This is a genomic window from Bradyrhizobium sp. 4 (assembly GCF_023100905.1).
Taxonomy (GTDB): Bacteria; Pseudomonadota; Alphaproteobacteria; order Rhizobiales; family Xanthobacteraceae; genus Bradyrhizobium.
Genome location: NZ_CP064686.1, coordinates 7,761,005 through 7,783,436 on the forward strand (window position 1 = coordinate 7,761,005; position 22,432 = coordinate 7,783,436).

Here is a 22,432-nt window from a genome sequence, read left to right on the forward strand (position 1 = left end):
CCCCCCGTGCGCAATTGCGCACTAGGTCGGGACGACACCGGAGATGTGCGGCATTGCGTTGCGTCTCACTGGAATGATGGCGCGATGTCATCGTCGCCATATCACTAACCACGCATTCACCATGACGCGGCGCGCATCATTCGAACGCACGGGCCGCAACTGCGTGAAACTACGGGGCCAGTGGCCGACCGGCTAACGCGACGTTCACCATCTGCCGAAAGACCACAGCGCGGCCGTCGATCGCATTCGGCCTCGCAACACCGCTTATACTTTTACTGCCTACTCATCGACACGGGGAACCCGCCAGGTGCGGTTCGAGTGCCCCGCGTAAGAGTAGAAGCGTATGAACACCGCACGCATTGTCGTTCTCGTCATCGCACTGGGCGCCGGCGGCGTCGCTGCGTATCTGGCGAGCGGCTATGACAACAAGCCCGCGCCCATTCTCCCCGTCGCCGAGAAGCTGCCGACGGTCGAGGTCCTGATCGCCAAGAACGACATCCAGCTCGGTCAAGCCGTGAAGCCCGAGGACCTGCAATGGCAGGTCTGGCCGGCGGCGACCGCGAGCAGCGCCTTCATCCGCCGCGACAACAGGCCCGAGGCGCAGATCCAGATCGCAGGCTCGATCGCACGCGTGCCGTTGATGCAGGGCGAGCCGATCCGCGAGCAGAAGCTGGTCAAGGCCGACGGCTCCGGCTTCATGGCCGCGATCCTGCCGTCGGGCATGCGCGCCGTCTCGACCGAGATTTCAGCCGAGACTGCCGCCGGCGGCTTCATCCTGCCGAATGACCGCGTCGACATCGTGCTGACCCGCCGCCTGAAGAATCCTGACGGGGCCGCCGGTAACGACCTCATCCTGTCCGAGGCGATTCTGACCAATATCCGCGTGCTCGCGATCGACCAGGCGCCGAAGGAAAAGGACGGCCAGAACGCCGTCGTCGGCAGGACCGTCACGCTCGAGCTCAAGCCCGACCAGGTCGCCACGCTATCGGCAGCGCGCCAGGGCGGCACGCTGACACTCGCGCTGCGCAGCATCGTCGATGTCAACTCGGTCGACAGCGCGCCCGAGGACCAGGCGAGCAAGCGGTCCGGCGGAGTCAACGTAATCCGCTACGGCGTACAGGCGCGGCAACTGACGTCACAGAAGTGATGGGGATATGATGAACTTTGGGGATGATCGGACGGGCATGCGCATTCGGGGGAATCGCGCGCACTCGGTCTGGACGGGGACGATGCTGATCCTGGGGCTGCTCGCAGCCCCCGATGTCGTCAGCGCCGCGGATGCGCCGGTCGGCGACCAGGCGCCCATGCAAGCAGCGGATCTCGATGTGTCCCCGGTCGGGACGATTGCACCGGCGAAGACGCGCTTCCTGTCGCTCGGCGTCGGCAAGTCCGCCGTGATCGACCTGCCGCGCGACGTCAAGGACGTGCTGGTCGCCGATCCCAAGATCGCCAATGCCGTGATCCGCTCGGCCCAACGCGCCTATATCATCGGCGGACAGGTCGGCCAGACCAACGTCGTGTTCTTCGCCGCCGACGGCCAGCAGGTGGCCGCCTACGACATCGCGGTGAAGCGCGATCTCAACGGCATGCGCACGGCGCTGCGTCAGTCGCTGCCGGGCGTGCAGATCGAGGGTGTCGGCGACAGCGTGATGCTCACCGGCTCGGTGTCGAGCCCGGTCGAGGCCCAGCAGGCCGGCGACGTCGCCGCCAAACTGGTCGGCGGCTCCGAGAAGGTGGTCAACAACATCGTCGTGCGCGGCCGCGACCAGGTGATGCTCAAGGTCGTCGTCGGCGAAGTGCGCCGCGATATCGTCAAGCAGTTGGGCGTCGATCTCAGCGCCAGCCTGAATGCCGGCACCGCGGTGGTGAACTTCAACAATTCGAACCCGTTCTCGGTCAGCGGCGGACCGATCGTCAGCAACAACGGATTAGGTGTCGCCGGGCTCACCAAGGGCTTCGCGACCGTCAGCGCCACGATGCGCGCGATGGAAAGTGCCGGTGTCATGCGCACGCTCGCCGAGCCGAGCCTGACCGCGATCTCCGGCGAATCCGCCACCTTCATCGCCGGCGGCGAATTCCCCATTCCGTCCGGCTATGCCTGCGATCCCGTCACCCACGTTTGCACCACCCAGATCACCTACAAGAAGTTCGGCATCTCCCTGAACTTTACCCCGGTCGTATTGAGCGAGGGCAGGATCAGCCTGCGCGTCATGACCGAGGTGTCCGAGCTGTCGAACCAGAGCGCCATCACGGTCACCCAGGCGCTGTCCTCGAACTCGACCAACTCGATCACCATCCCCTCGATCCAGACCCGCCGCGCCGAAACGACGCTGGAAATTCCCTCGGGCGGCTCGATGGCGATGGCCGGCCTGATCCAGCAGCAGACCAAACAGGCGATCAACGGCCTGCCCGGCGTCGACCAGGTGCCGATCATCGGCGCGCTGTTCCGCAGCCAGGACTTCGTCAACAACGAGACCGAGCTGATGGTGATCGTGACGCCCTATGTGGTGCGCGCGGTGGCCCAGAAGGAGCTGTCCCGGCCCGACGACGGCTTCGCACCGGCGTCCGATGCCCAGACCGCGCTGCTCGGCCGCATGAACCGCCTCTATGGCATCGCGCGCCGCGTCGATCCGATCGCGGGCACGCCCGGTGATTTCGGCTTCATCATCGACTGATGACGAACGGACGGCTTGGGAATGGGGCAAGAGACGGGGCACGAGGGGATGAAGCGATGACGAAGACCATGGCCGATCGACGTCGCAAGTTGAGCGTCGCGCTGGCACTGACGGGGCTCTCCGTCATGCTGGGCGCCTGCAACACCACCGGCGAGGTCGTCACCCAGACGGTGCCGACCGACTATCGCCAGCGTCACCCGATCGCGGTCGAGGAAGCCAAGAAGTCGATCGTGATCTTCGTCGGCAAGGCTCGCGGCGGCCTCTCGGCCGCGCAGCACGCGGACGTCGCCGGCATTGCCCGGGACTGGGTGCGCGAAGGTACCGGCTCGGTCGTCGTCGACGTCCCCGTCAACGCCGCGAATTCGCGCGCGGCGGCAGCGACCTATCACGAAATCCGTTCCGTGCTCGCCTCCGGCGGCGTACCCGCGCGTGCCATCGTCCAGCATCCCTATCGGCCCGAGGATCCCGGACTGCTGCCCACCATCCGTCTGAGCTATTCCCGGATCGCCGCGGTCGCAGGCCCCTGCGGGCTGTGGCCGGAAGATCTCGGCCCCTCCATCCTCGACCCCGGCTACAACGAGAACCGGCCCTATTTCAATCTGGGCTGCGCCAGCCAGCGCAACCTCGCGGCCATGATCGACAATCCGGCCGACCTCGAGCAGCCGCGGTCCGAGACGCCGGCCTATAACGCACGGCGTGACGTGGCCTTCGAGCGCTATCGCAAGGGCACGCCGATCGCGACCATGAATCCAGACGCCGACAAGGCCAAACTCAGCGATACAGGCAGATGACACGCGTCCACGACGAAGAAGCGGACGATCCGCAGCACCCCGAGGAACACATTGCGCCGGTTCCTCGCATCTCCGTGCAGGCCTTTTGCGAGACCGAGCAGACGCTCGCCGCGGTGACCGCGGCCGGGCAGGATCGCCGCCTCGCCAAGGCGCATCTCACCGCCAAGGACGGTGGCTTAGCTGCGGCAATCGAAGTCTATGAAACGATGCCGACGCCGAACGTCATCGTGATCGAATCCGACGGCACCCGCGACATTCTCGAGGGCCTCGACGACCTCGCCGGCGTCTGCGATCCCGGCACCCGCGTGGTCGTGATCGGCAATCCCAACGACACCGCGCCCTATCGCGAGCTGGTCCGCCGCGGCGTCAACGACTATGTGGTGGGACCGGTCGAGACGCTCGACGTCGTCCGCTCGATCTGCAGCCTGTTCTCGGCGTCCGAAACCATCATCACCGGCCGCGTCATCGCGGTGGTCGGCGCCAAGGGCGGTGTCGGCGCCTCCACCGTCGCGCACAATGTGGCCTGGACCATCGCCCGCGACCTCGCACTCGATTCCGTCGTGATCGATCTCGACCTCGCCTTCGGCACCGCGGGTCTCGACTACAATCAGGACCCGGTGCAGGGCATCGCCAATGCGGTGCTGTCGCAGGATCGGCCGGACACGGCCCTGATGGAGCGTCTGCTCTCCAAATGCACCGAGCGTCTCAGCCTCCTTGCCGCGCCTGCCACCCTTGACCGCGTCTACGATTTCGGCGCGGAGGCCTTCGATGCGGTGTTCGACACGCTGCGCATGACCACGCCCTGCATCGTGCTCGACGTTCCCCATCAATGGTCGGGCTGGACGCGACGCGCGCTGGTCAACGCGGACGACATCGTGATCGTGGCCGAGCCCGATCTTGCGAACCTGCGCAACACCAAGAACATGCTGAACGTGTTGAAGGCGGCGCGGCCGAACGACCGGCCACCGCTCTACTGCATCAACCAGGTCGGCATGCCCAAGCGTGCGGAGATCGAGGTCAAGGCCTTCGCCAAGACCATGGAGAGCCAGCCGATCGCGGTGATCCCGTTCGATTCGAAGCTGTTCTCGACCGCGGCCAACAACGGCCAGATGATCGCGGAGGTCTCCAAGAGCCACCGCACCACCGAACTGTTCCAGAACATGGCGAACCGCCTTGCCGGGCGCGGCGAGGTGAAGAAGCCGAAGCGCTCGCTGCTCGGGCCGCTGCTGAAGAAGCTGAAGGGTAGGTCGGGGCGCGGGTCAGCCCCGCATCGCAAGGCATCCTGAGCAAGGCTTCCTGACGCGCGAGGGCGGGTTACTTCTCCGCCCGCTGCTGCTTCTTCACCAGCAACTGCCGCAGCGCCGTGACCTTTGCCGCCGCCTGATCCGGCGGCAGGTCCGCCTTCACGATGGTTTCGGCCTCGGCCTGCTTTCCTTCCAGTCCCAGCACGAGCGCGAGATTGGCGCGCACGCGGAGATCGGCGGGATTGCGCGCGTGCGCCCGGCGCATCGTTTCCTCTGCCCGCGGCAGATTGTTCTGCAGCATGTAGGACAGTCCGAGATTGGACAGCACCGACGGCTCGTCCGGCACGATCTTGAGCGCGGCGGCGTAATATTGCTGCGCTTCCTCGTTGCGGCCGAGTTGATCGAGGGCGGCGCCCTGCGCCGACAGGATATGCCAGTCGGGATCCTCGGGCGAATGCGCGCGGCCGAGAACGTCGAACGCCTGCTGGAAACTGCCGCTGTCGGCGAGCGCGCGGCCGTAGCCTGCGAGCAGCGCCTTGTTGCTGGAATGGGCGAGCACGGCCTGCTCCAGCACCGCGAGCGCCTGCGCGCGCTGGCCGGTCTGGCGCAACGCCTTGCCGTATTCGAGCGCGACGTTGGGATCGCCAGGCTTGGCGCGATAGCGCTCGCGCAGCGCGTCCATGTCCGGCCTCACGTCCGGCTTGGTGTCGGCCCTGCCAGCCGTTTCCGATTTTCCGCCGAGCGCGCCGGTGATGTCCTCGATGCCAGTGGTCTGACAGCCGCCAAGAGCCAGGATCAGAAGCGCGGAAAACAGATATCTCGCCGGAGGAGAGGCGACGGACAAACGCTTGGACATACTCTGATCACTCGGCGACTGATCAGAGATGCTTACCGATTAACGCTAAAGTCCCGTTAAGGCGGGGCGCTTGCGCGGCTCAGTCGGTGAATTCAGCGCCGAACTCGCAGCCGATGCGCCAGCGCAGGCGGCACTGCCGGGAATAGTCGGGCGCGAAGATGATGGTGAATTGCGGCGGCACTTCCAGGAACTCCGCCACCACTTTCACGCCGCCATCCGAAATATCCGTGATCGTGCAGTCCCGCGGCAGCGAACCCGCGCCAAAGTGAATCTTGGCGAGCCGCGTGCACATCCGTCGTTCGCTTCTCCGGCGATTTGCAAGCATTTGAATTGTTCACCCGTTAGACCACGGCCCATCCCGCACCCCTAGGAGTAGCGGACATTCGTTGGGATGTGCTGAGCAGAGCAGCTTGCATTCGAGGCGTAGTGTCTTCGTCGTGTTTACGTTCAGTTAGGACCTCCCGGCCCCTGAGCATGTTCCTGTATTGTTCTTGCAAGAACCGGCCCGCTCTGCTACCCCTAATTGTGCAAAAGGGCAGGCTGGTTCGGGCATGGTTCAGCGGGTTTCTACCGTCGCCTTTGAGGGGATCGAGGCCCGTGCGGTCGACGTGCAGGTGCAGGTCGCGCCGGGTCTTCCGGCCTTCGCGATCGTCGGTCTCCCGGACAAGGCGGTGTCGGAGGCACGTGAGCGGGTCCGCTCGGCGCTGATCGCCTCGGGGCTGGCGCTGCCGGCGCGGCGGATCACCGTCAATCTCGCGCCCGCCGATCTGCCCAAGGAGGGCAGCCATTATGACCTGCCGATCGCGCTTGGGCTGATGGGGGCGATCGGCGCGATCCCGCCGGATGCGCTGACCGGCTTCACTGTTCTGGGCGAGCTTGGCCTCGACGGATCGATCGCGCCGGTGGCCGGTGTTCTTCCCGCCGCGATCGGCGCCAATGTGCGCGAGGAGGGGCTGATCTGTCCGGCGGCTTGCGGCTCGGAAGCGGCGTGGGCGAGTCCGGACATCCAGATCATCGCCGCGAGTTCGCTGATCCAGATCGCCAACCACTTCAAGGGAACGCAGGTGCTGTCGCGGCCCGTGCCGAAGGTGCATGAATCCGCTGCCTCGCCGCTCGACCTGCGCGACATCAAGGGACAGGAGAGCGCCAAGCGGGCGCTGGAGATCGCGGCCGCCGGCGGTCATCACCTGCTCATGATCGGCGCGCCGGGCGCCGGCAAATCGATGCTGGCGGCACGCCTGCCCTCGATCCTGCCACCGCTGTCACCGGGCGAGTTGCTCGAGGTCTCGATGATCGCCTCTGTTGCCGGCGAGATCGAGGGCGGCGCGCTGACGGCGCGGCGGCCGTTCCGCTCGCCGCATCATTCCGCCAGCATGGCCGCGCTCACCGGCGGCGGCATGCGCGCCCGGCCCGGCGAGATCTCGCTCGCGCATCAGGGCGTGCTGTTCCTCGACGAGCTCCCCGAATTCGATCCGCGCGTGCTGGATTCGTTGCGCCAGCCGCTGGAGAACGGCGAGGTCTCGGTGTCCCGCGCCAATCACCGCGTCACCTATCCCGCGCGCTTCATGCTGGTCGCCGCGATGAATCCCTGCCGCTGCGGCAATGCGTTCGAGCCCGGCTATGCCTGCAAGCGCGGCCGCATCGATCGCTGCACCGGCGACTACCAGGCCCGCATCTCGGGACCACTGATGGACCGCATCGATTTGCGCATCGAGGTTCCCGCGGTGACCGCCGCCGACCTGATCCTGCCGCCGCCGGCAGAGGGCTCAGCCGAAGTCGCCGCGCGCGTGGCGGCGGCGCGCGACATCCAGCTCGCACGCTACGCGAATGCCGGCCTGCCGAAGGTTCGCACCAATGCCGAAGCGCCGGCCTCGGTGCTGGAGGAGATCGCCAAGCCGGATGCGCAAGGCCAGAAGCTCCTGCGCGACGCCGCCGAGACCATGCGGCTGTCGGCGCGTGGCTATCACCGCGTGCTCCGGGTGGCGCGCACGCTCGCCGATCTCGACGGCGCCGACAAAATCGGCCGTCTGCACCTCGCCGAGGCGCTGTCCTACCGCGCGCTCGCGGAAGATGTGCGGCAGCTGGCGTGAGCGATGCGCCGCCGCAGCTTTCTCGACAACATCACCATGCCCGAGATTGATCATGACCGATGCGAATGCCTGCACCATCAGATTTGTTCGTGCGTCCCAATATGCCGATTGGCTGAGGTCGTACGAGCTGTGGGTCAACGGGACCAGTGTTGGGAAGCTTGCACGAAACGACGTGTTGGAGATCACGCTGCCGGCCGGCACCTGCACGATCGATGCGAGCATTGATTGGGGCAGGAGCCAGCCGCTCGTCGTTCGCAGCAGTCCCGGCCAAACCGTCGAGATCGAGGTCAGGAACAGGTGGGGTACCTGGGCGGCGCTGTGGGCGATCAGCTTTGGCAAGAACAGCTATTTGGTTCTCACTGAAGTCGAGCGAAAAACCAACAAAAGCGCCTAACCGACCGAGACTCTCATCCCCCGATACCGGCATCAACCCGGCGGTAACGAGTTTCCTTTACGCTCTGCAAACCATAAGGCCCATCAGTTCCCGTACAGGGCCTGGCGAGTAGCGTGTCATGTTGCGTTTCAAGATCCTGGCCTCGGTTGTTCCCCTGTTGGCGGCCGCGGTGTTTGCCCGCAGTGAGATCGGATCGGTCTCGCATCCCTGCATCGCCCTCGGCGACACCTCCGTCGAGCTGACGTCGCTGTTCTGGACCGCCGGCGTGCATGTCGCCTTCACCGATGATCCCGCGCGCGCCACGGTGCGGGTTCAGATCACCGAGGATGCGGACGCTGCCGACTTCGCCGTCGTCGACGATGGCCCCGGTTCGGAATCGGAGTCCTGCCAGGCCAACCCCTCGACGCGCCTGATCTCGATTGCGGCGCAGCCCGTCGACGGCGGTCAGGTGATCTATCTCTCCAGCGAGGGGCCGGCGGATTACCGCGTCTATGTGCGCTCGAAGACCTTCTCCCAGCGCGAGGCGGCGGCGCTGATCGTCGGCGCCCGCGGCGGCCACCGCCATCTCCAGGCCGCTTCGCTTTGAACCGCCTCGCTCTGCGCCGTTAACACCTCGTCAACCCTGTTTGGAGGCGGTGGCAAGGCCTCAAACTGTTCGCAAGGTCAACGGCACATCGTCGTTGACAGCGAGCACAGCGTTTTAAGAAAAGAGTCGGGTCGGTGGCGATGGATCGGACGTTCCGGATCAAGGTGCGCATGCGCCGCTTCAGGCGACAGTACCCAAAAATCGCCTTCGCGATCCGCTCCATCATGATCTTCTCGGCGACCTTCGGCGGCGCCTATGGATTTGTCTCCGGCAGCCGGTCCGAGACGTCCGGCTACGATCCCAATGCGTTTGCGATCGGCGTCAGCTTCCTGTTCGCGCTCGCCTGCCTCGGCCTCGCCACGCTCAGCATGCGCCTGCGCTTCGTCAACAAGCGGATGCGTGCGCTGACTGCCCACAACGAAACGCTGATCGACCGCAATTGGGAGCTGAAGGAGGCCGAGGAACGCGCTCGCAGCCTGTTCGAACAGCAGGGCGATCTGATCGTGCTGCGCGACACAAGCGGCCGCATCACCTTCGCCAACGACGCCTATTGCGCGCTTGCCGGACAGGCGCGCGGCGCGCTGGTCGGCACGCGCTTTGATTTCGACGTGCTGGAGCAGGGCGACAGCGCCCGCGAGAGCAACGGCACGCGCATTCACGACCAGAAGATCGCAACCCCGCTCGGCGCGCGCTGGATCGCCTGGCGCGAAGGCTATGTCCGCCTCGACGCCGGCCAGCCCGCCGAATTGCAGAGCGTCGGACGCGATGTCACCGACCGCACCGAGACCGAACGTGCGCTGTCCGACGCCCGCGACCAGGCCGACGCCGCCAACCGGGCGAAATCGCGCTTCCTGGCCATGGCCTCGCACGAGATCCGCACGCCGCTCAACGGCATCATCGGCATGGGCGGGCTGCTGCTCGACACCACGCTGACGCCGGAGCAGTCGACCTACGCCAGGGCCGTGAAGACCTCCGGCGAAGCGCTGATGGCGCTGATCGAGGAGTTGCTCGACTATTCCAAGATCGAAGCCGGCAAGCTCGATCTCGAGCAGCGTCCGTTTGCGCTCTCGGCCCTGATCGAGGACATCACCGAGCTGCTCGCGCCGCGCGCGCAGGCAAAGCAGCTCGAGATCGCCGCCTATGTCGACGAGCGGCTGCCGCTTGAAGTGGTCGGCGACGCCGCGCGGCTGCGCCAGGTGCTGCTCAACCTCGCCGGCAACGCCATCAAGTTCACCGCGAGCGGCGGCGTCGCGCTGATCGTCGAGCCCGGCATCTGGCCGAACGAGATCAGTTTTCTGGTGCGCGACACCGGCATCGGCATCGCAGCCGACGCGCAACAGCGCATCTTCCGCGAATTCGAGCAGGCCGACGAACGCGTCGCCCGCACCCATGGCGGCACCGGCCTCGGTCTCGCCATCAGCGAGCGCATCGTCAAGCGCATGGGCGGCCGCATCACGCTTACGAGCGAGCCGGGCAAGGGCGCGACCTTCGAGGTCGCGGTACCGCTGGCGTCATCCCTCGCCGGCGTCGAACAGACGACATTCCCGAGCCCCGATCTCGCCGGCAAGTCGATCCTGCTGATCGCCGACGGAATCGAGGCCTCCCTGATCGCGCGGCGGCTGGAGCGCTGGGGTGGCCAGACCTGCATGGTGACTGACGCCGCGGTGGCGGAAGCGCTGCTTCCGGAACGCTCATGGCATTCGGTGCTGATCGATCGCGCGCTCGGCGCTGCCATCGCCGACCGCCTCGGCGAAGCCGCACGCAGCCATGCGACGCAACGCCTGGTGCTGCTGACGTCGGGCTCGCGCCACGAGAAACTCTCGCCGGCCTTCACCGGCTTCCTGGTGAAGCCGCTGCGCGCGGCCTCACTCGCCGCACGCCTCTCGTTGCCCCCGGAGGTCGCCTCGCCCGATCTCGCGCCGGAGCCATCGGCTCAACCCGCCGGCGCGGTACCGGCGAAAGGCCTGTCGATTCTCGTCGCCGAGGACAACGAGATCAACGCGCTGTTGATGCGCTCGCTGCTGACGAAACTCGGCCACCGCGTCGTCATCGCTGTCCATGGCGAGGCCGCGCTGGAATCCTGGCTCGGCGCGTCATCGGCCGGCACGCCCTATGATCTCGTGCTGATGGACATCCAGATGCCGCAGCTTGATGGCATCGAAACGACAAAACGAATCCGCGCGCATGAAGCAGCCAAAGGCGGCCACCACACGTCGATTCTCGCGCTCACCGCCAATACGCTGGTGGAGGATCGCTACGCCTGCTTTGAAGCAGGGATGAACGGGTTCCTGATCAAGCCGCTCGATCGCGAGAAGCTGGAAGAGGCGCTGGCCGGACTGGCGGCGGCGCGGCAGCTGGCGGTTTGATCCGGATTCCATAGGAACCCGATCTCGGACGGCAATCGACAATTGAAATCGACCGCGTCGCGCGTCACCATCCTCTGGGGCATTTTAACAGAGGATTTCGCATGAACTTGCTTTGCCGCCTCGCCTTCGTGATCCTTCTCTGGGGTTCCACTCAAGCCACCGCGGCCGATAGCTCGCAACTGATCGCCTCGCTCAAGCAAGGCGGCTACGTGCTGGTGTTTCGCCACACCGCCACCGACGACAGTCAAAAAGATGTCTACCCTTTCAAATTCGACGACATGAGCGCCCAGCGTCAGCTCAGTGAAAAGGGCCGGGACATGGCGCGCCAGATCGGAACGGCCATCAAGGAACTCGCGATCCCGATCGGCGACGTCTACACCAGCCGGCTGAACCGCGCGATCGAGGCGGGCAGACTGATCTCCGGCCGCGAGGTCAAGCCGGTCGACGCCTTGACGGACAGCAGCAACGCGAGTGCGTCGGGCATGGCAAATCCGACCGGTGCAAATGCAAAGGCGGGCCAGGCCGTGCGGCAGCTCGTCGACGCGCCGCCCCAGGCCGGCACCAACACGGTCCTGGTCACCCACAAGACCAACATCGCCGATGCCTTCGGCAAGGATGCCGGGGACGTGCAGGAGGGCGAAGCTTTCATCTACAAGGCCGGCAGCTCGGGTCCCGCAACCCTTGCAGGACGCATCAAGCTCGCCGACTGGACCGCGAAAGCAGACAAGTGACGGCCGGACATCGGGTCCGGATCATGCTCTGGCAACAGAAGGGCTAGGGAACACGTGAGAACGTCGGAAGACCGCTCATTCCTCGTCTTGCTTGCCGCGATCTCGCTGGCATTCGGGTGGGTACTTTGGCCGTTCTCCGGCGCGTTGTTGTGGGCCACGCTTCTGGCGATCATCTTCGCGCCACTCTATCGCCGCGCTCTCGAAACGCTTCCGGGACGGCGCAACCTCGCCGCATCGTTCACTGTCGTCGTCGTGATCGTCATGGTCCTCATCCCCGTGGCGGTCGTCATCGCCTCGCTCATCGACCAGGGTGGGGAGCTGTATCAGCGCGCTCAGAGTGGGGAGATCAGTTTCGCTCATCCCCTGCAGCAGCTGAAATCCGCGTTGCCCGCCTGGGCTACTTCCCTGTCGGATCGCCTGGCTGGCATCGATTTTTCGGCCCTGAAGGAACGTCTGTCGAGTCTGGTCGTCCCTGCCGGCCAACAGCTGGCGGGACACGCCATTAACATCGGTCAGTTGACGCTGGAGTTCGTCGCAAGCTTGCTCGTGATGTTGTACCTGCTGTTCTTCCTGCTCCGTGATGGTGACGAGCTCAACGTACGGATCCGCGACGCGCTCCCGCTGCGGCCGAGCCACACCAGCGAGATTCTGAATGCGTTCACCCTGGCGGTTCGCGGGACGATCAAGGGGATCGTTCTCGTTGCGCTAATTCAGGGAGCGCTTGGCGGGCTGATTTTCTGGGTGCTCGGCTTGACTGTCCCACTGCTGGCGGGCGCCCTGATGGCGCTGCTCTCGCTTCTGCCCGTGCTCGGCTCTGCGCTAGTTTGGGTTCCGGTCGCGCTCTACCTGCTTGTGGCAGGCTCAGTCACGAAAGGGATCATCCTGCTCGCCTTCGGGATCTTCGTGATCGGTCTTGCGGACAATTTTCTCCGTCCGATCCTGGTCGGCCAGTCGATCCAAATGCCGAGCTATGTCGTGCTGCTCGCTACCGTAGGCGGCCTTGCGGCGTTCGGAGCGAACGGGTTCGTCATCGGCCCACTCGTCGCCGCGATGTTTCTCACGGCGTGGCACATCTTCATCGCTTCGAAAGCGCGACAGGAGGTCCGGAAATGATCGTCATGCCGAGTTACTATCCGGCGGTCAGCCGAGCGCCGAATCCGTTCCCCCCGAATGCTATGAGGCGTGAGCAGCAAACCGCGGCGCGGACAGCTTGGCCGGCGGAGTCGCGGTGCCCTTGAATTTAGTATCTGCCTGGGCCGCGCGCTTGCAATGCGGACACACGAAGAGATGCGCGATGACCGGGGTTGGCTCGTCCGCCAGCAGCTCGGAACGGAACCACTTCATCTCGATATGGCAGTCCGGGCAGGTCGGTGCTTCGAGATGCTCGGCGGCGTTTCTGAGACGATCAACCATGGGTCCCTCGCGTTTACGGAGCTCATAGCCGAATACCCTTTGTCGGTCTGCAACAAAAGACACTTTGCGCGCGCGGGCTAGAGCCGTCGACCGCAGCGGTTACAGCCGCCTGAGCGCCACGCTTGCCACCGTGTGGTCGGCGCCCTTCTTCAGGATCAGGGTCGCGCGGGGGCGGGTCGGCAGGATGTTGTCTTCGAGATTGGCGAGGTTGGTGCGTTCCCAGATCGCGATCGCGGTGGCGGTGGCTTCCTCGTCCGACAACAGCGCGTAGCGGTTGAAGTAGGATTTCGGATTGGTGAACGCAGTGTCGCGCAGCGACAGGAAGCGCCTGATGTACCACTGCCGCAGCGCGGCCTCATCGGCGTCGATATAGACCGAGAAATCGAAGAAGTCGGACACGACGGGCACGGCCTTCCCGTCACGCGGCAGCTTGCCGGTCTGCAGCACGTTGACGCCCTCGACGATCAGGATGTCGGGCTGGTCGATCTCGGCCCACTGGTTCGGCACGATGTCGTAGGTCAAATGCGAATAGACCGGCGCGCGCACATGGCGGCGGCCGGCCTTGATGTCGGAGAGGAAGCTGAGCAGCAGCGGCAGGTCGTAGCTCTCCGGAAAACCCTTCTTCTGCATGATGCCCTGCCGCTCCAGCACGGCGTTGGGATACAGAAATCCGTCGGTGGTGATCAGCTCGACCTTGGGACGCGGCGACCAGCGCGCCAGCAGCGCCTGAAGCACGCGGGCCGTGGTGGATTTTCCAACCGCGACCGAACCGGCGACGCCGATGATGTAGGGCATCTTGCGGTCGCGGATATTGAGAAACTGGCGCTCCGCGTAATAGAGCCGCTGCATCGCATCGACATAGATCGACAGCAGGCGCGACAGTGGCAGGTAGATGTCCTCGACCTCCTGCAAGTCGAGGCGGTCGTGCAGCGAGCGCAGCCGGTCGAACTCACCCGGCTCCAGCGTCATCGGCGTGTCGTCGCGCAGTCGCGACCACTCCTCGCGCGTATAGACGCGGTACGGGTTATACTGCTGCTCGGGTGCGCGGATATCCATGACGCGACTCTCCACCTCGGCTAGCTGCCGCCCTTGCGCGACGCCTTTTCTTCCAACCCTGACATATTGGTCCGCTTGTCCAATGCGGCCTCGACCTCTTCCAGCTTTACGCCGCGGGCCTTGAGCAGCACAAGGAAATGATAGAGCAGGTCGGCGCCTTCCGCGATCAGATGCGCGCGATCGTTTTCGACTGCGGCGATTACGGTTTCGACTGCTTCCTCTCCGAACTTCTTGGCGCAATGTTCGGCGCCCTTGTCGAGGAGCTTGCGGGTATAGGACGCCTCGCCACCCGCTGCCGCGCGGGCGTCGATGGTCTCGGCCAGGTCGTGGATCGTGAAACGCGGCATACAAATACTCGGAAAACGCGCCTTGGCCGATGATTGGCCGGTTACCTGGCGGGATAAGCCGGATCCCGCCGATGATGTAGCATTTTTAGGGACGGGAGTCGTCAGGCATCGAGGCGCATGGGCAGCCCGCGCCGGGACATGTGCTCCTTGGCTTCGCGGATGGTGAATTCCCCGAAATGGAAGATCGAGGCGGCCAGCACGGCGGTGGCGTGGCCGTCGCGAATACCGTCGACGAGGTGGTCGAGATTGCCGACGCCGCCCGAAGCGATCACGGGAACGGGAATGCTGTCGGCGATCGCCCGGGTCAGCGGGATGTCGAAACCCTGCCGCGTACCGTCGCGGTCCATCGAGGTGAGCAGGATTTCACCGGCGCCGAGCGAGACCACCTCCTGGGCATATTCGATGGCGTCGATGCCGGTCGAGTTGCGGCCGCCATGGGTGAAGATCTCCCAGCGCTCTCCGCCACCGGCGCGTTTGACCCGCTTGGCATCGATCGCGACCACCACGCACTGCCCGCCGAATTTCTCGGCGGCTTCCTTGACGAACTCGCGCCGCGACACCGCGGCGCTGTTGATCGAGACCTTGTCGGCGCCGGCGCGCAGGAGGGTCTTGATGTCGTTGACCTCACGCACGCCGCCGCCGACGGTCACAGGCATGAAGCAGGCTTCAGCGGTGCGCCGGACCACGTCCAGCATGATGCCGCGATTCTCATGGGTCGCGGTGATGTCGAGGAAAGTGAGCTCGTCGGCGCCGGCTGCGTCATAGGCGATCGCCGCTTCGACGGGATCGCCGGCATCGCGCAGGTCAACGAAGTTGACACCCTTGACGACGCGGCCGTCCTTGACGTCGAGGCAGGGGATCACGCGCACCTTGAACATGTGTCAGCTCCTAGGCGGCGCGCGCGTTGCGGATCAAGGTTAGGGCGGCGGCCGGCTCGAGCCGACCGTCATAGAGCGCGCGGCCTGCGATCGCGCCGGCGAGCTTTTTCGCGCGCGGCGTCAGCATCGCCTTGACGTCCTCGATCGAGGCGAGGCCACCGGAGGCGATCACGGGAATCGAGATCGCATCCGCCAGCGCGATGGTCGCATCGAGATTCAGGCCCTTGAGCAGGCCGTCGCGCGCGATGTCGGTGAAGATGATGGCGGCGACGCCGGCATCCTCGAAACGCCGTGCGATCTCCAGCGCCGTCACCTGCGAGGTCTCGGCCCAGCCTTCGACCGCGACCTTGCCGTCACGTGCATCGAGCCCGACCGCGACGCGGCCGGGGAATTTCCTGGCGGCAGCCTTCACCAATTCGGGGTCGCGTACCGCGGCGGTGCCGATGATGACACGGGTGATGCCTTTTTCGAGCCAGGCCTCGACAGTCGCGAGATCGCGAATGCCGCCACCGAGCTGCACCGGAATCGTGATCGTCTTCAACATCGCGTCGACGGCCTGCGCATTCACCGGCTTGCCGGCAAACGCGCCGTCGAGATCGACGACATGGAGATACTCAAAGCCCTGCGCGACGAAGCTCTCGGCCTGCGCGGCGGGATTGAGGTTGAACACGGTCGCGCGCGCCATGTCGCCCTGTTCGAGGCGCACGCATTGGCCGTTCTTGAGGTCGATCGCGGGAAAGAGAATCACGGTTTCCATCGCAAAAAGTTCGAGATCAGGGCCAAACCGAAACGCTGGCTCTTCTCCGGGTGAAACTGCGTCCCGATGGCCGTATCCTTGCCGACGATCGCGGTGACGGGCCCGCCGTAATCGGCGCGCGCGAGCACGTCCGCCTCGTTGGCGGCGTTGAGGTGGTAGGAGTGCACGAAGTAAGCGTGCTGGCCCTTGGGGCCGAGCGGCAGCTTGTCCAGCACCGGGTGCTCGCGCAGCACATCGAGCGTATTCCAGCCCATGTGCGGGATCTTCAGGCTCTCGTCGCGCGGCGTGATCTTCTCGACGTCGCCGCCGATCCAGTTCAGGCCTTGCGTAATGACATGCTCCTTGCCGCGGGTGGCGAACAGCTGCATGCCGACGCAGATGCCGAACATCGGCCGCGCCTTGACCCGCACCGCTTCGGTGATCGCCTCGACCATGCCGTTGACCGCATCGAGCCCACGCCGGCAATCGGCGAAGGCGCCGACGCCCGGCAGCACCAGACGGTCGGCGCTGTAGGCCTGGTCCGGATCGCTGGTGACGAAGACCTTTTGCGGGTTCTCCATGCTGCGCGCGGCGCGCTCGAACGCCTTGGCGGCCGAATGCAGATTGCCGGAACCGTAATCGATGATGGCGACGCTCACCTTGACCCTCCCGGTTCCGGAAACAAACCAATGATGCCACCCGCCGGCATTGGCGGCGGGTTGGAGAATTGCTGACCCGGCACGTTGCGGGTCGGCGGCGGGCCGCCGCGATCGACGGCCCATTGATCGTTGACGATGCCGCGCTGCTTCTGGCTCCAGCGCTCGAAGAAGCGGCGCTCGGCGGTGTCCTCGTCGTCGGAAATCACCACGTCGAGCTGTCGCCATTTTCCGCGCGACAGCGTCCAGCGGCGCAGGCTGGAGGCTTCGAATCCCATCAGGAGCGCGACGATGATGTCGGCGAAGAAGATCGACGACCGGCCGACGCCGAGGCTGGACAGCCCGACATTGAAGGCGGCAACGAAGATCACCCAGCCGATCAGCGCCAGCCACAGCCGATTCCACAGCAGCCAGAACGGTCCAAAGATCATCGCCCAGAAATGGAAGCCGTCGCGCACGAAGACGAACTTGTCGGTCGCGCGCAGATCGGCTCCGGCAGGTGAGGGAGCATGAACTGTGTAGACGGACATGGCGATGCCCCGTTCCCTAGGAATTCAGTGATACCGCAAACGGCGCGGGCCGCGGGCCGAAAGATGTCAGCCGCCGAGCGAGCCCTTGGTGGACGGGATTTCGCCCACAGCCTTCGGATCGATCGCGACGGCGGTGCGCAGCGCCCGTGCCAGACCCTTGAAGCAGGACTCGGCGATATGGTGGCTGTTATCGCCATATAGGGTCTCGACGTGAAGAGTCACGCCCGCGTTCATGGCGAAGGCCTGGAACCACTCGCGCACCAGCTCGGTGTCGAACTCGCCGATCTTGTCGCGTGGGAAGTCGACCTTGAACACCAGGACCGGGCGGCCCGAGATGTCGATGACCACGCGCGACAGCGTCTCGTCCATGGGCATGTGCACGCCGGCATAGCGGGTGATGCCCGCCATGTTGCCGAGCGCTTGCTGGAGGGCCTGGCCGAGCGCGATGCCGGTGTCTTCGGTGGTATGGTGATGATCAATGTGCAGATCGCCGACCGCCTTGACCGTGAGGTCGATGCGGGAATGGCGGGCGAGGAGATCGAGCATATGGTCGAAAAAGCCGATGCCGGTCGCGATATTGGACACGCCGGTGCCATCGAGGTTCACGGTGACCTCGATGTCGGTTTCCTTGGTCTTGCGCTTGATCGTCGCGGTGCGCATCAAAACTAGCTTTCATCCTCGTTCGGGGCCGAAAACGCCGGTCTTTTAACAGCCAAATGACGCCTTCGCTACTGCGGGAACGGCTGGCCGGGCCTCTACTTCTGCCTATGGTGAGCGAAATTGGGCCCGGAGCGGCCCGTTGTGGGCCAGTTGTCCCCTTGGCCCCGACCGCCTAAATCAGGCCGGACAACGAGGATCATTCATGCAGGACTCCCCAAACAGCTCGCCGGTCTGGCACGGCACCACGATTTTGACGGTCCGCAAGGGCGGCACGGTGGTGGTCGGCGGCGACGGCCAGGTCTCGATCGGCCAGACCGTGATCAAGCACAACGCCAGGAAGGTCCGGAAACTCGGCAAGGGCGACGTCATCGGCGGCTTTGCCGGCGCCACGGCCGACGCCTTCACGCTGTTCGAGCGTTTGGAAGCCAAACTCGAGCAATATCCGGGGCAATTGACCCGGGCCGCCGTCGAGCTCGCCAAGGATTGGCGCACCGACCGTTATTTGCGACGGCTGGAGGCCATGATGATCGTCGCCGACAAGGACGTTTCCCTGGTGCTGACAGGTACCGGCGACGTGCTGGAGCCCGAAGCCGGCGTCATGGCGATCGGTTCGGGCGGGAATTACGCGCTGGCGGCCGCACGCGCCTTGCTCGACACCGACAAGGACGCCGAGACCATCGTCCGCCGCTCCCTCGACATCGCTGCCGACATCTGCGTCTACACCAACCGTAATGTCACTGTCGAAGCGCTGTCGGCCGGGTAGGCCATGGCCCCCGCCTACACCTTCCGCCCGATGACCGCGGCCGATCTGCCGCTAATCCGGCGATGGCTCGGCGAAGCTCATGTGCGGGACTGGTGGGGCGATCCGGACGAGCAGTTCGCGCTCGTGAGCGGCGATCTGGATGAGCCGGACATGGACCAGTTCATCGTGTTGGCCGACGGCAAGCCGTTCGGCTATCTTCAATGCTACCGCCTGACCGCCTGGAATACGGGTCTTGGGCCGCAACCGGAGGCCACCCGTGGCATCGATCAGTTCATCGGCGAAAGCGAAATGATCGCGCGCGGGCACGGTTCGGCATTCATCCGCCAATTCGCCGACGCGCAGTTACGAGACGGTCTGCCGCGCATCGTCACTGATCCTGATCCGCTCAACGCGCGCGCCGTGCGTGCCTATGAGAAGGCCGGCTTTATCCGCGACCGCATGGTCGAGACGCCCGACGGAGCAGCGCTGCTGATGGTGCGCGAGGCATGACGCTGACAACCACGCATGAGAGCAGGGCCGCGTTTCCACCGCTCGCCTGGGTCGGCATCGCGCTGCTGCTGCTGGCGATGCAGGCCTCGATCCTGCTTGCGATGGGCCGGGTGCCGATCTGCACCTGCGGCTATGTCAAGCTGTGGCATGGCGTGGTGAACAGCTCCGAAAATTCGCAGCACATCGCCGACTGGTACACCTTCTCGCACATCCTGCACGGCTTCCTGTTCTATGGGCTGACCTGGCTGCTGTTCGCGCGGCTGCCATTCGTGTCTCTGTCCTGGCCCGCGCGGCTGATCATCGCGATGCTGATCGAAGGTGCCTGGGAGATCGTCGAGAACTCGCCTTTCATCATCGAACGCTACCGCGCCGGAACGATCTCGCTGGATTATTTCGGCGACAGCATCGTCAATTCGGTTTCTGACAATCTGTCCATGATGCTGGGCTTCCTCGCCGCGCGCCTGCTGCCCGTGTCGGTGACCGTCCTGCTCGGGCTCGCCTTCGAAATCATGCTGGCGCTCCATATTCGCGACAATCTGACTCTCAATATCCTGATGCTGATCCATCCGATCGAGGCCGTGAAACAATGGCAATCGGGTCCGCCGATCATCTGACGGCAAAAAAAGCGGCTTGTCCCGCCCCGCATCTGATCCTAGCTAAGGTCCCATGACAGACTTTTCTCCCCGCGAAATCGTTTCCGAACTCGACCGTTTCATCGTCGGCCAGGCCGATGCCAAGCGCGCCGTCTCGATCGCGCTGCGCAACCGCTGGCGGCGGCAGCAGCTCGAAGGCTCCTTGCGCGAAGAGGTGCTCCCGAAGAACATCCTGATGATCGGCCCCACCGGCGTCGGCAAGACCGAGATCGCGCGGCGGCTCGCCAAGCTTGCCAACGCGCCGTTCCTGAAGGTCGAGGCGACGAAATTCACCGAGGTCGGCTATGTCGGCCGCGACGTCGAGCAGATCGTGCGCGATCTCGTCGAGGTCGCGATTGCCCAGGTCCGTGAGCGCAAGCGCAAGGACGTGCAGGCACGCGCGCAGCTCGCCGCCGAGGAGCGCGTGCTCGATGCCCTGGTCGGTGCCAATTCCAGCGCCGCAACGAGGGACTCCTTCCGCAAGAAGCTGCGCGCGGGCGAGCTCAACGACAAGGAAATCGAGATCGAAACCCAAGGCGGCGGCAGCGGCTTTCCGATGTTCGAGATCCCGGGCATGCCAGGCGCGCAGATGGGCGCGGTTTCGATCGGCGACATCTTCGGCAAGCTCGGCGGACGCAGCAAGACGCGGCGGCTGACGGTGGAGAGCTCGCACGAGATCCTCATCAACGAGGAATCCGACAAGCTGCTCGACAGCGATCAGTTGACGCTGGAGGCGATCAGCGCGGTCGAGAACAACGGCATCGTGTTCCTGGACGAGATCGACAAGATCTGCGCCCGTGAAGGCCGCGCCGGCGGCGACGTCTCGCGCGAGGGCGTGCAGCGCGACCTGTTGCCGCTGATCGAGGGCACCACGGTCTCGACCAAGCACGGCGCGGTGAAGACCGACCACATCCTGTTCATTGCCTCAGGCGCCTTCCACGTCGCCAAGCCGTCCGATTTGCTGCCGGAACTGCAGGGCCGCCTGCCGATCCGCGTCGAGCTGCAGGCGCTGACCCGCGACGACATGCGCCGCATCCTGACCGAGCCCGAGGCCTCGCTGATCAAGCAATATGTCGCGCTGATGCAGACCGAGGGCGTCACGCTCGACATCACCGACAACGCCATCGACGCGCTTGCGGACGTCGCGGTGGCCGTGAATTCCACCGTCGAGAACATCGGCGCGCGGCGGCTGCAGACCGTGATGGAGCGGGTGCTGGACGAGATCTCCTTCACCGCCCCCGACCGCAGCGGCGAGACCGTCAGGGTCGACGCCGATTTCGTGCAGAAGCACGTCGGCGACCTCGCCAAGAACGCGGATTTGAGCCGGTTCATTTTGTAAATCCGGGCGGCCGCGCTATGGATGCGGCGTGACCGCACGCATCCTGCAAAACCCTTGGCGTCTCCTGCTCGCGATCAACGCGGCGGCCATCGTCGGCGTCTTCGTTCACAAGATCCAGCTGCCGCCTTACGTCCCCTACATCCACCTCCTCGTCGACTATCATTTCGGCTTCATCAAGCGCGCGCTGATCGGGGCCATCGTCGCCCTGTTCACCGACAAGGTGCCGCTATGGCTGGTGTTCGCGCTCGGCGGCGCGACATGGCTGGCGACGCTCGCCCTGTATGCAAGACTATTCCAGACAACGTTCGGCTTCACCGCCAAGACATTGCCGCTGTTCGTCTTCATCACGGGCTCGCCGTTCTTCCTCAAGAATTTCATGCACACGCTCGGCCATTTCGACATCTATGGCTGCGCGCTGGCGATCATCCTGCTGCTGGTGCCGGCCGGCTCGCTGCTGTTCGTGGCGCTGGCTGCGCTGTTCTCGATCATTCTCGTCCTGATCCACCACATCCATCTCCTGATGTATGTGCCGACAATCGTCACCATCGTCGTGATCAGGCACTATCTGACGCACGGCTGCGGTCGCACCAATGTCGCGTTCGGCATCATTGCCTTGGTTGCCGTCTCCGCGCTGTTCTTCGCCGCGCAATTTTGGGGAACGATGCCGATCCCGGAGGCGGATTTCGTTGTCTACCTGAAGAGCCGGATGGCCGATCCGTCGCGGCCCGACCTGCTGCAGTTCGCCTACATCTGGTATCAGCCGCTGGCCAAGGAGATTTCCGACACCTGGGGTCGCCTGCCCCACAACATCCTCGGCGTGCCCGTGTTCGTGCTGCTGATCTGGCTGCACACACCGCTGTGGCGCTATTTTGCGAACCTGATCGCTGCGCTCGCAAACGACACGCATCGCCGTCTCGTGGTCGCGGCGCTTGCCGGCGTCAGCCTCGCCTGTCTCGTGATGTTCGCGATGGTGTTCGACTATTCGCGCTGGATCTCGAACTGGGCCGTCTGCATGTTCCTGATCCTGCACGCGGTGAAGATGCTGCCCGCCGCGCGCGAGACGCCGCTAATTCCGGCGGAAGATCGGAAGACAAATATTCTTGGCCTGATCGTCACACTGATCCCGCGCGTCGGAATCGTGCGGCCTTTCTAGCCAAGCATGATCCGGTCGGAAAACCGGGGCCCACTTTTTCGGATCAT

The 22,432-nt window shown here is 64.9% G+C and carries 25 protein-coding genes; 15 read left to right on the top strand and 10 right to left on the bottom strand.

The window, feature by feature from the left end; all coding sequences use genetic code 11:
- Positions 1-343 precede the first annotated feature (343 nt).
- The 4 genes from cpaB to IVB45_RS37125 are packed head-to-tail and all read left to right on the top strand — an operon-like array spanning position 344 to position 4,752.
- Positions 344-1,147: a Flp pilus assembly protein CpaB gene (cpaB, locus tag IVB45_RS37110; RefSeq protein ID WP_247357375.1), complete on the top strand. Its 804-nt coding sequence runs from the start codon at positions 344-346 to the stop codon at positions 1,145-1,147.
- A 10-nt stretch (positions 1,148-1,157) separates the two neighbouring features.
- On the top strand, positions 1,158-2,675 hold the full coding sequence (locus IVB45_RS37115) for a type II and III secretion system protein family protein (RefSeq protein ID WP_247358099.1): 1,518 nt from the start codon (positions 1,158-1,160) through the stop codon (positions 2,673-2,675).
- 56 nt (positions 2,676-2,731) lie between these two features.
- Complete coding sequence (locus IVB45_RS37120; RefSeq protein ID WP_027566224.1) at positions 2,732-3,466, top strand: CpaD family pilus assembly protein; 735 nt, start codon at positions 2,732-2,734, stop codon at positions 3,464-3,466.
- Positions 3,463-4,752, top strand: coding sequence for an AAA family ATPase (locus IVB45_RS37125; RefSeq protein WP_106943964.1), 1,290 nt, complete (start codon positions 3,463-3,465; stop codon positions 4,750-4,752). Before IVB45_RS37120 ends, IVB45_RS37125 begins: the two co-directional genes overlap by 4 nt.
- Positions 4,753-4,780: 28 nt before the next feature.
- Here the strand turns inward: IVB45_RS37125 and IVB45_RS37130 are convergent, their stop codons facing one another.
- Entirely contained in the window at positions 4,781-5,566 is a 786-nt protein-coding gene (locus tag IVB45_RS37130; protein WP_247357374.1) for a tetratricopeptide repeat protein, read from the bottom strand.
- Between the two features lie 79 nt (positions 5,567-5,645).
- The gene (locus tag IVB45_RS37135; RefSeq protein ID WP_007598461.1) at positions 5,646-5,891 is read right to left on the bottom strand and encodes a PilZ domain-containing protein; all 246 of its coding nucleotides are present in this window, start codon (positions 5,889-5,891) and stop codon (positions 5,646-5,648) included.
- A gap of 226 nt (positions 5,892-6,117) precedes the next feature.
- Between IVB45_RS37135 and IVB45_RS37140 the strand changes: the two genes are divergently transcribed.
- The 6 genes from IVB45_RS37140 (at position 6,118) to IVB45_RS37165 (ending at position 12,846) form a co-directional block, all read left to right on the top strand.
- Complete coding sequence (locus IVB45_RS37140; protein WP_247357373.1) at positions 6,118-7,656, top strand: YifB family Mg chelatase-like AAA ATPase; 1,539 nt, start codon at positions 6,118-6,120, stop codon at positions 7,654-7,656.
- 52 nt (positions 7,657-7,708) lie between these two features.
- Positions 7,709-8,050 carry a hypothetical protein gene (locus IVB45_RS37145; RefSeq protein ID WP_247285049.1) on the top strand — a complete coding sequence of 114 codons (342 nt, stop codon included), beginning with the start codon at positions 7,709-7,711 and terminating at the stop codon, positions 8,048-8,050.
- 118 nt (positions 8,051-8,168) lie between these two features.
- Positions 8,169-8,636, top strand: coding sequence for a hypothetical protein (locus IVB45_RS37150; RefSeq protein ID WP_063992229.1), 468 nt, complete (start codon positions 8,169-8,171; stop codon positions 8,634-8,636).
- A gap of 140 nt (positions 8,637-8,776) precedes the next feature.
- Positions 8,777-11,002 carry an ATP-binding protein gene (locus IVB45_RS37155; protein WP_247357372.1) on the top strand — a complete coding sequence of 742 codons (2,226 nt, stop codon included), beginning with the start codon at positions 8,777-8,779 and terminating at the stop codon, positions 11,000-11,002.
- Between the two features lie 101 nt (positions 11,003-11,103).
- On the top strand, positions 11,104-11,733 hold the full coding sequence (locus IVB45_RS37160; protein ID WP_247357371.1) for a histidine phosphatase family protein: 630 nt from the start codon (positions 11,104-11,106) through the stop codon (positions 11,731-11,733).
- A 54-nt stretch (positions 11,734-11,787) separates the two neighbouring features.
- The gene (locus IVB45_RS37165) at positions 11,788-12,846 is read left to right on the top strand and encodes an AI-2E family transporter (protein ID WP_247285045.1); all 1,059 of its coding nucleotides are present in this window, start codon (positions 11,788-11,790) and stop codon (positions 12,844-12,846) included.
- A 60-nt stretch (positions 12,847-12,906) separates the two neighbouring features.
- On the opposite strand, the gene IVB45_RS37170 is transcribed toward IVB45_RS37165, so the two are convergent.
- From IVB45_RS37170 to hisB, 8 genes are all read right to left on the bottom strand, one after another.
- Positions 12,907-13,146, bottom strand: coding sequence for a hypothetical protein (locus tag IVB45_RS37170; RefSeq protein ID WP_027566233.1), 240 nt, complete (start codon positions 13,144-13,146; stop codon positions 12,907-12,909).
- A 99-nt stretch (positions 13,147-13,245) separates the two neighbouring features.
- Positions 13,246-14,202, bottom strand: coding sequence for a type I pantothenate kinase (gene coaA / locus IVB45_RS37175; protein ID WP_007598451.1), 957 nt, complete (start codon positions 14,200-14,202; stop codon positions 13,246-13,248).
- Positions 14,203-14,222: 20 nt separating this feature from the next.
- A complete protein-coding gene (locus tag IVB45_RS37180) occupies positions 14,223-14,549 on the bottom strand; it encodes a phosphoribosyl-ATP diphosphatase (RefSeq protein WP_007598445.1) in 327 nt (108 codons plus the stop codon).
- A gap of 101 nt (positions 14,550-14,650) precedes the next feature.
- Positions 14,651-15,427, bottom strand: a complete 777-nt coding sequence (gene hisF / locus IVB45_RS37185) for an imidazole glycerol phosphate synthase subunit HisF (protein WP_007604055.1) — start codon at positions 15,425-15,427, stop codon at positions 14,651-14,653.
- A gap of 10 nt (positions 15,428-15,437) precedes the next feature.
- A complete protein-coding gene (gene hisA, locus IVB45_RS37190) occupies positions 15,438-16,184 on the bottom strand; it encodes a 1-(5-phosphoribosyl)-5-[(5-phosphoribosylamino)methylideneamino]imidazole-4-carboxamide isomerase (protein WP_247357370.1) in 747 nt (248 codons plus the stop codon).
- Positions 16,172-16,822: an imidazole glycerol phosphate synthase subunit HisH gene (hisH, locus tag IVB45_RS37195; protein WP_027566236.1), complete on the bottom strand. Its 651-nt coding sequence runs from the start codon at positions 16,820-16,822 to the stop codon at positions 16,172-16,174. Before hisH ends, hisA begins: the two co-directional genes overlap by 13 nt.
- The gene (locus IVB45_RS37200) at positions 16,819-17,349 is read right to left on the bottom strand and encodes a DUF2628 domain-containing protein (RefSeq protein ID WP_247285043.1); all 531 of its coding nucleotides are present in this window, start codon (positions 17,347-17,349) and stop codon (positions 16,819-16,821) included. Before IVB45_RS37200 ends, hisH begins: the two co-directional genes overlap by 4 nt.
- Before the next feature lie 66 nt (positions 17,350-17,415).
- A complete protein-coding gene (gene hisB, locus IVB45_RS37205; RefSeq protein ID WP_247357369.1) occupies positions 17,416-18,009 on the bottom strand; it encodes an imidazoleglycerol-phosphate dehydratase HisB in 594 nt (197 codons plus the stop codon).
- A 202-nt stretch (positions 18,010-18,211) separates the two neighbouring features.
- On the opposite strand from hisB, the gene hslV reads away from it, so the two are divergent.
- The 5 genes from hslV to IVB45_RS37230 are packed head-to-tail and all read left to right on the top strand — an operon-like array spanning position 18,212 to position 22,385.
- Complete coding sequence (gene hslV, locus IVB45_RS37210) at positions 18,212-18,772, top strand: ATP-dependent protease subunit HslV (protein ID WP_027566238.1); 561 nt, start codon at positions 18,212-18,214, stop codon at positions 18,770-18,772.
- A gap of 3 nt (positions 18,773-18,775) precedes the next feature.
- On the top strand, positions 18,776-19,261 hold the full coding sequence (locus IVB45_RS37215; protein WP_247357368.1) for a GNAT family N-acetyltransferase: 486 nt from the start codon (positions 18,776-18,778) through the stop codon (positions 19,259-19,261).
- The gene (locus IVB45_RS37220) at positions 19,258-19,875 is read left to right on the top strand and encodes a DUF2585 domain-containing protein (RefSeq protein WP_247357367.1); all 618 of its coding nucleotides are present in this window, start codon (positions 19,258-19,260) and stop codon (positions 19,873-19,875) included. The genes IVB45_RS37215 and IVB45_RS37220 overlap by 4 nt, the downstream gene beginning before the upstream one ends.
- A 52-nt stretch (positions 19,876-19,927) precedes the next feature.
- Positions 19,928-21,232, top strand: a complete 1,305-nt coding sequence (gene hslU, locus IVB45_RS37225; protein WP_027566241.1) for an ATP-dependent protease ATPase subunit HslU — start codon at positions 19,928-19,930, stop codon at positions 21,230-21,232.
- Between the two features lie 28 nt (positions 21,233-21,260).
- Entirely contained in the window at positions 21,261-22,385 is a 1,125-nt protein-coding gene (locus IVB45_RS37230; protein WP_247357366.1) for a hypothetical protein, read from the top strand.
- The last annotated feature ends 47 nt before the right edge of the window (positions 22,386-22,432 follow it).